This is a genomic window from Alterinioella sp. B-7, from assembly GCF_056857775.1.
Genome location: NZ_JBSXNT010000026.1, coordinates 94,015 through 101,717, shown reverse-complemented (window position 1 = coordinate 101,717; position 7,703 = coordinate 94,015). Strand labels below are relative to the sequence as shown.

The 7,703-nt window shown below is 65.7% G+C and carries 4 protein-coding genes; 2 read left to right on the top strand and 2 right to left on the bottom strand.

The genetic code is table 11. The features are described 5' to 3' along the window. Positions 1 to 2,564 (bottom strand): VWA domain-containing protein (locus AC13C7_RS07140; protein WP_482867044.1); only part of this gene is annotated, 2,564 nt, incomplete at its 3' end. 120 nt (positions 2,565 to 2,684) lie between these two features. Here AC13C7_RS07140 and AC13C7_RS07135 point away from each other — a divergent pair. Then, on the top strand, positions 2,685 to 3,839 hold the full coding sequence (locus AC13C7_RS07135; RefSeq protein WP_482867043.1) for an MFS transporter: 1,155 nt from the start codon (positions 2,685 to 2,687) through the stop codon (positions 3,837 to 3,839). Between the two features lie 96 nt (positions 3,840 to 3,935). Further along, positions 3,936 to 6,803: an excinuclease ABC subunit UvrA gene (gene uvrA / locus AC13C7_RS07130; protein ID WP_482867042.1), complete on the top strand. Its 2,868-nt coding sequence runs from the start codon at positions 3,936 to 3,938 to the stop codon at positions 6,801 to 6,803. Positions 6,804 to 6,844: 41 nt separating this feature from the next. On the opposite strand, the gene mazG is transcribed toward uvrA, so the two are convergent. Beyond that, entirely contained in the window at positions 6,845 to 7,654 is an 810-nt protein-coding gene (gene mazG, locus AC13C7_RS07125; RefSeq protein WP_482867041.1) for a nucleoside triphosphate pyrophosphohydrolase, read from the bottom strand. Positions 7,655 to 7,703: the final 49 nt, after the last annotated feature.

The following is a 7,703-nucleotide window of genomic DNA, read 5'->3' as shown; positions in this document are numbered from 1 at the left end:
GTGGCGGAGACGGCGACAAAGTCGTTCCGGTAATCCGGCCCGGACCACGCAACCTGCACCGCCGATCCGGCCTCGGCTGAGGCAGGCGCGTCCAGTGTTGCAGCAACGGCGGTGACCTGGATCGGCTGGCGGGCGATGATGGGGCGGTCCTGGTTGACGTAATAGCGCAGCTCGTACTCGCCCGGTTCGGTCGCCATCTGCACCGCTGCCGCACTGCCATCGCGGGTGTAGGTGTACTTCTCGTACCCGGTCCGATCGTCGGTGGCGGAGGCGGCGACAAAGTCGTTCCGGTAATCCGGCCCGGACCACGCAACCTGCACCGTCGATCCGGCCTCGGCTGTGGCAGGCGCGTCCAGTGTTGCACCGACGGCGGTGACCTGGATCGGCTGGCGGGCGATGATCGTGCGATCCTGGTTGACGTAATAGCGCAACTCATACTCGCCCGGTTCGGTCGGCATCTGCACCGCCGCCGGACTGCCATCGCGGGTGTAGGTGTAGTTCTCGTATCCGGTCGGGTCGTCGGTGGCGGAGACGGCGACAAAGTCGTTCCGGTAATCCGGCCCGGACCACGCAACCTGCACCGTCGATCCGGCCTCGGCTGTGGCAGGCGCGTCCAAGGTCGCGCCCAATTCGGTAACCTCGATCAGGCGCCGCCCGATGATGGTGCGATCCTGGTTGACGTAATAGCGGATCTCATAGGTGCCCGGTTCGGTCGGCATGGTCAGGCTGAGCGGCGTTCCCTCGCGCGTATAGGTGTAGTTCTCATAGCCGGTTGGATCGTCGCTGCCGGAGACAGCGATGAAGTCGTTCCGGTAGTCGGGTCCGGTCCAGCTGACCTGGATGTCCGACCCCGCGACGGCGCTGTCGGGGGCATCCAGAACCGCCTCGATATCGCTGATCTCGATGGGCCGCGTGGCGATGACGACACGGTCCTGCTGCATCACATAGCGCAGCTCGTAGCTGCCCGGATCGACCGGCATGGCGAGCCGTGCGGGGCTGCCCTCGCGGGTCAGCGCATAGGCGGTATAGGAGGTCTCGCCCGGCAGGCCCACGGCGATGAAGTCCGGCGCATAGCCGGGGCCGGTCCAGGCGATGTCGATGGTCTCACCGGCCAGGGCCGTTTCGGGCGCGTCCAGCGTGGCCGTTGCAGGCGTCACGGTCAGAGGATGCGTGGCCAGAACTTCGCGGCCGGTGCCGAGCGTGTAGCGCAGCTCGTAGCTTCCGGGCAGCGACGGCACGCGCAACTGGGCGGGATTGCCGTCTCGGGTCAGTGAATAGGTGGCGTAGGTTGCCTCCCCCACGGGCCCTGCGGCGATGAAGTCGCTTTGCGCGTCGGGGCCGGTCCAGCCCACCTCGATGGTCGAGCCTGCGACCGCGGTTTGCGGGGCCTCAAGCGTTGCGGGGATCGGCGTGACAGTGATCGGCTGTTCGGCCAGCACCTGCCGCAACCCGGCATGATAATACTGCACCAGGTAGTCGCCGGGGTCTGTCGGCAGGGTGATCTGTGTCGGATTGCCCTGCGAGGTGGCGATGCGCGCAGCGGTCGGCTGGCCGTCGGGACGGGCTATGACGATGGCGTCATTTGCCGCATCCGGCCCGGTCCAGTCGACCGGAATCGTGGTGCCGATCGGCGCGGTATCGGGGGCTGACACCGTTGCCTCGGGCACGATTTCGGGCAGCACGAGCGTGACCACCTGATCCTGGCCCGCGACGACGGTAAAGACGCCCTCATGCGTGGTTTCCTGCGCCATGCGGTAAAGCTGGATGCGGTAGTCCCCGGCGGGCAGGGGGGCGCTGATCGCGGGGGCCTGCACGGCCTCGATGATCTGCTGGCCGGCGGTGGTGAAAACCTCCCACATCAGAGGCGACACGGGCGCGGTGTTGTCGGGCGCGACAACGGCCTGCATGGTGATGGTGGCAGGCGGCGGCGAGGCCGGGGCCACGACCACCTGCTCCAGCGCATCAGCCAGTTCCGCCGCGTTCGAGGCGGTCAGGAATTGGCCCCCGGTGTTTTCCGCAAGGCACTGCAATTGCGCGCGATCTTCCTGTTCGGAGACGTCAAATCCGATCACATGCGCGGTAAAGTCGATGCCTGCCTCCTCCAGCGCCAGACCGACGGCGCAGGGGTCGGCGTTGCAGGTCTCGCGCCCGTCCGAGACCAGGATCACGGTCGCGGGGTTCTCCGTGTAGCGCAGCTGTTCGGCGGCCTGGATGACCGCATCCGAGAGCGGCGTGCGCCCGCGCGGGTTCACCTCGTTCACGATCTGGGCGATCTGGTCGCGATTGCCGATACCGGGCTGCACCATGGTCTCGATATCCGAGCAATCGCCGCGCCGGTTATGGCCATACATCGTCAGTCCCAGCGCCATGTCCGCGGGGATCCGCGTCAGCAAATCGCCGATCACCTCGCGCGCGATGACGATCTTGTTGACCCCGTCGATCTGGCCCCACATCGAGCCCGAGGCATCCAGCACGAGGATCGTGGCGGCCTGGTCGCGGTCCTGGGCCGAGACGGGCAGGGCGGCGAGGAATGGCAGAAGAAGGGCGGAGAGCAAGCGGCGCATCGGACTAAAACCTGTTTCGGAAAATGGAATGGACCCATGCTACGTCCGATTCGGGGTTTTTGTGAAGCGTTGTGACGCGGGGCCTTGACCTTCGGCGGGTGCAGGATCATCGCCCTGACCATGGATGATGAAACGCAATGGGGGCAGGTGTGGCTGCTGTTCGGGGTGGGCCTGGCCGCGGCGGCGCAGTTTGCCAAGCTGTCGCTGACCTTCGCAGCCCTGGCCGCGCTCTATGACCGATCCGCCCCGATGCTGGCCCTGTCGCTGACGGCGGTCAGCGGGGCGGGCATCGTGCTTGGCGCGCTGGCGGGGTTCGGCGTGGCGCGCTACGGCCCGCGAAAGGTGCTGATCGGGGCGCTGATCTTGGGCGGTATCCTGTCGCTTGTGCAATCGCTGGTGCTGCCCTTCCCGCTTTTCATCGTCAGCCGCATCCTTGAAGGCATGGCGCATCTCTCCATCGTGGTCGCGGCCCCCGTCCTGATGATCCGCGTCTCGGCGCGCAAGGATTACCCGATGGTCATGGCCCTCTGGGCGGGGTATTTCGGCGTCGGGTTTGCAATGGTCGGCGCGGCCCTGCCGCTGCTGTTGGACCGGATCGGCCTGCAAGGCATCTGGGCATTGCACGGCGTGCTGATGCTGGCGCTTGCGGGCGCGGTGGCCTCGCGGCTCTCCTCGGGGCCGCGCGGGCGCGAGGTCTGGCCGGGTTTCCTGACCTATCACCGCCGCCTCTACAGCCACCCCAACCGCGTGGCGCCGGGGCTTGGCTTCTTCGCGCATACGCTTGTCTTCATGGCGTTTCTCACCTTCCTGCCGCCCTTCATCGCGGGGCCGCTGCCGGTGGCGCTGGTGGCGGGGCTCCTGCCGCTGATCGCGCTTGTCGGTATTTTCCTCTCCGGCATCCTCGCTGCCCGCATCCCGCCCGTGCGCCTGATGATGCTGTCCTATGCCATGACGGTGGGGATGCTGGCGCTGCTGGCCATCGCGCCCGCGGCTTTCGCGCCCTGGCTCGCGTTTCTCGCCTTCATCATCATCGGCATCGCGCCGGGGGCCGCCTTCGCCGCCATCCCCGCGTTGAACCACGACGCCACCGGCCAGGCCGAAGCCAACGGGGCCGTGGCGCAGCTTGGTAACCTGGGCACCGGCCTTGGCAGCCCGCTTTTTGCGCTGGCGCTCGGGGCGGGGGGCTTTCCCGGCCTTCTGGTCCTCGCAGCGCTGATCTCGATCGCGGGCATCGTGGCGCTTGGCTGGATATCGCACCGGATCGTGCGGCAATAGAGGGAAAGCCGGTTTGTTCTATCTCTGTTCCGCTTTTTCGGTTGGAGACTCGGCCCGCGTCCCCTATCTCTTAACCAAATCTATCCGGGGGCAGGCATGGCCGAGCTGAAAAACATCGAGGTGCGCGGCGCGCGCGAGCATAATCTCAAGAATATCGACGTGGACATTCCGCGCGATCAGCTTGTGGTCATCACCGGGCTCAGCGGCTCGGGCAAGTCCAGCCTGGCGTTTGACACGATCTATGCCGAAGGCCAGCGCCGTTATGTGGAATCGCTCAGCGCCTATGCGCGGCAGTTCCTCGACATGATGGAAAAGCCGGATGTCGATCACATCTCGGGCCTCTCGCCTGCGATCTCCATCGAGCAGAAGACCACGTCGAAGAACCCCCGCTCCACCGTCGGCACGGTGACCGAGATCTACGACTACATGCGTCTTCTCTTCGCCCGCGTCGGCACGCCCTATTCGCCCGCCACCGGACAGCCGATCGAGGCGCAACAGGTGCAGGACATGGTCGACCGCGTGATGGCGATGGAGGAGGGGACGCGCGGCTACCTGCTGGCCCCGATCGTGCGCGACCGCAAGGGTGAATACCGCAAGGAAATGCTGGATCTGCGCAAACAGGGCTTCCAGCGGGTCAAGGTCGATGGCGCGTTCCACGAGTTGGACGAGCCGCCCACGCTGGACAAGAAATTCCGCCATGACATCGACGTTGTGGTCGACCGGATCGTGGTCCGTGAAGGCGTCGAGACGCGGCTGGCCGACAGCTTCCGCACCGCGCTGGACCTCGCTGATGGCATCACCATCCTTGAGACTGCCCCCAAGGAAGGCGACCCCGAACGCATCACCTTCTCGGAAAAATTCGCCTGTCCGGTCTCGGGCTTTACCATCCCCGAGATCGAGCCGCGGCTCTTTTCGTTCAACGCGCCCTTCGGGGCCTGCCCGGCCTGCGACGGCCTCGGTGTTGAACTCTTTTTCGACGAGCGCCTCGTTGTGCCGGACATCACCCTGACACTGGAAAACGGCGCGCTGGCCCCATGGCGCAAGGGCAAATCGCCCTATTTCATCCAGACCATCGAGGCCATCGCGCGCCATTACGGGTTTGACCCCAAGGCGCCCTGGAAGAGCCTGCCCGAGGATGTCCAGCAGGTCTTCCTGCGCGGCTCCGGCGACACGGAAATCCCCTTCCGCTACGACGATGGCGGCCGCGTCTACGAGGTCACGCGCAGTTTCGAGGGCGTCATCCCCAACATGCAGCGCCGCTACCGCGAGACCGATTCCGCCTGGATCCGCGAGGAATTCGAGCGCTACCAGAACAACCGCCCCTGCGGCACCTGCGGCGGCTACCGCCTGCGCGAGGAGGCATTGGCCGTCCGGATCGGGCCGCGCAACGACCTGCGCCATATCGGCCAGGTCGTGCAGATGAGCATACGTGAGGCCGCCGACTGGTGCGCCACCGTGCCCGACCACCTGACCGCGCAAAAGAACGAGATCGCCCGCGCCATCCTGAAGGAGATTCGCGAGAGGCTCGGCTTCCTGAACAATGTCGGTCTCGAATACCTGACACTGTCCCGCAATGCCGGCACGCTTAGCGGTGGTGAAAGCCAGCGCATCCGGCTGGCCAGTCAGATCGGCTCGGGCCTGACCGGCGTGCTCTACGTGCTGGACGAGCCCTCCATCGGGCTGCACCAGCGCGACAATGACCGCTTGCTCACGACGCTGAAGAACCTGCGCGACCAGGGCAACACGGTGATCGTGGTGGAACATGACGAGGAGGCGATCCGCGAGGCCGATTACGTCTTCGATATCGGCCCCGGTGCGGGCGTACATGGCGGGCAGGTCGTCTCCAAGGGCACACCTGCCGACATCATCGCCGACAGCGCCTCGATCACCGGGCAATACCTCTCCGGCGCGCGCGAGATCAGCGTGCCCGCAACCCGGCGCGAGGGCAACGGCAGGGCGGTCACCGTGGTGGGCGCGACCGGCAACAACCTTCAGGATGTCACCGCCGATTTCCCCCTGGGCAAATTCGTCTGCGTCACCGGCGTCTCGGGCGGTGGCAAATCGACCCTGACCATCGAGACCCTGTTCAAGACCGCCTCGATGAAGCTGAACGGCGCCCGCCAGACGCCCGCGCCCTGCGAGACCATCAGGGGGCTGGAGCATCTCGACAAGGTCATCGACATCGACCAGCGCCCCATCGGCCGCACCCCGCGCAGTAATCCCGCCACCTATACCGGTGCCTTCACGCCCATCCGCGACTGGTTCGCGGGCCTGCCCGAATCCAAGGCGCGCGGCTACAAGCCGGGGCGGTTTTCGTTCAACGTCAAGGGCGGGCGCTGCGAAGCCTGCCAGGGCGATGGCGTGATCAAGATCGAGATGCACTTCCTGCCCGATGTCTACGTCACCTGCGAGACCTGCAAGGGCGCGCGGTACAATCGCGAGACATTGGAAATAAAATTCAAGAACAAGAGCATAGCCGACGTTCTTGACATGACGGTTGAAGAAGCGCGTGCCTTCTTCAAGGCGGTGCCGAGCATCCGCGACAAGATGGAGGCGCTGTCCCGCGTGGGCCTCGACTATATCAAGGTCGGCCAGCAGGCGACGACATTGTCAGGCGGCGAGGCGCAGCGGGTGAAGCTCTCCAAGGAGCTTGCCAAACGCTCCACGGGCCGCACACTCTATATCCTGGACGAACCCACCACCGGCCTGCATTTCGAGGATGTGCGCAAGCTGCTGGAGGTGCTGCACGAGTTGGTCGACCAGGGCAATTCGGTCGTGGTGATCGAGCATAATCTCGACGTGATCAAGACCGCCGATCACATCATAGATATCGGCCCCGAAGGCGGCGATGGCGGAGGGCGCATCGTGGCAACCGGAACGCCCGAGGAGGTCGCGGGGATCAGTTCCTCGCATACCGGGCATTACCTCGCCCCGATGTTGGAGCGCCAACTGGCCGCTGAATAAGCCGATTGCTTGCAAGTGGCGGAGCGCGCCAGGTTCGGACCTCAGAGGCCCCGCGCCTTGGCCCGGTCCCAGAGCGCGTCCATCTCCTCCAGGTCGCTCTCGTCGCAGGAGCGGCCCTGGCGCGCCAGTTCCGCCTCGATAAACGCGAAGCGGCGGCTGAACTTGGCGTTCGCACCGCGCAGGGCGACTTCCGGATCGACCTTCAGGTGCCGGGCAAGGTTGGCCATGACGAAAAGCAGATCGCCCATTTCCTCGGCGATCCTGTCTTGCGGCAGGCGGTCCCGCGCCTCGGCCAGCTCGCCCGCTTCCTCGGCGATCTTGGCCAGGACCTGGCCGATCTCGGGCCAGTCGAAGCCGACCCTTGCGGCGCGCTTTTGCAGTTTCTCGGCCCGCATCAGGGCAGGCAGGTTCAACGCCACATCCTCCAACACACCGGTCTGTGCACGGCCCGCGCGTTCGGCGGCCTTCACAGCCTCCCAATCGTGGCTCTGCTGTTCGGCGGATTTCTCGCGGCTTTCATCGCCGAACACATGCGGGTGGCGGGCCACCATCTTGTCGGCGACGCCGCGCACGATATCGTCGAAGCTGAACGCGCCCGCCTCCTCGGCCATCGCGCCGTGATAGACCACCTGCAACAGCAGGTCGCCCAACTCGCCGCGCAAATCCTCCATCGACCCGCGCTCGATCGCGTCGGCGACCTCGTAGGCTTCCTCGATCGTGTAGGGCGCGATGGTCTCGAAGCTCTGTTCGATATCCCAGGGGCAGCCCGTTTCGGGATCGCGCAAGCGGCGCATGATTTCCAGAAGGCGCGGCATGCCGCCTGCGGTGTCGTGAATCAGGGCGTCTTTCATAACCCCTGTCATAGGCCGGATGCGCGCAATGAAAAAGGCCCGGCGGGGG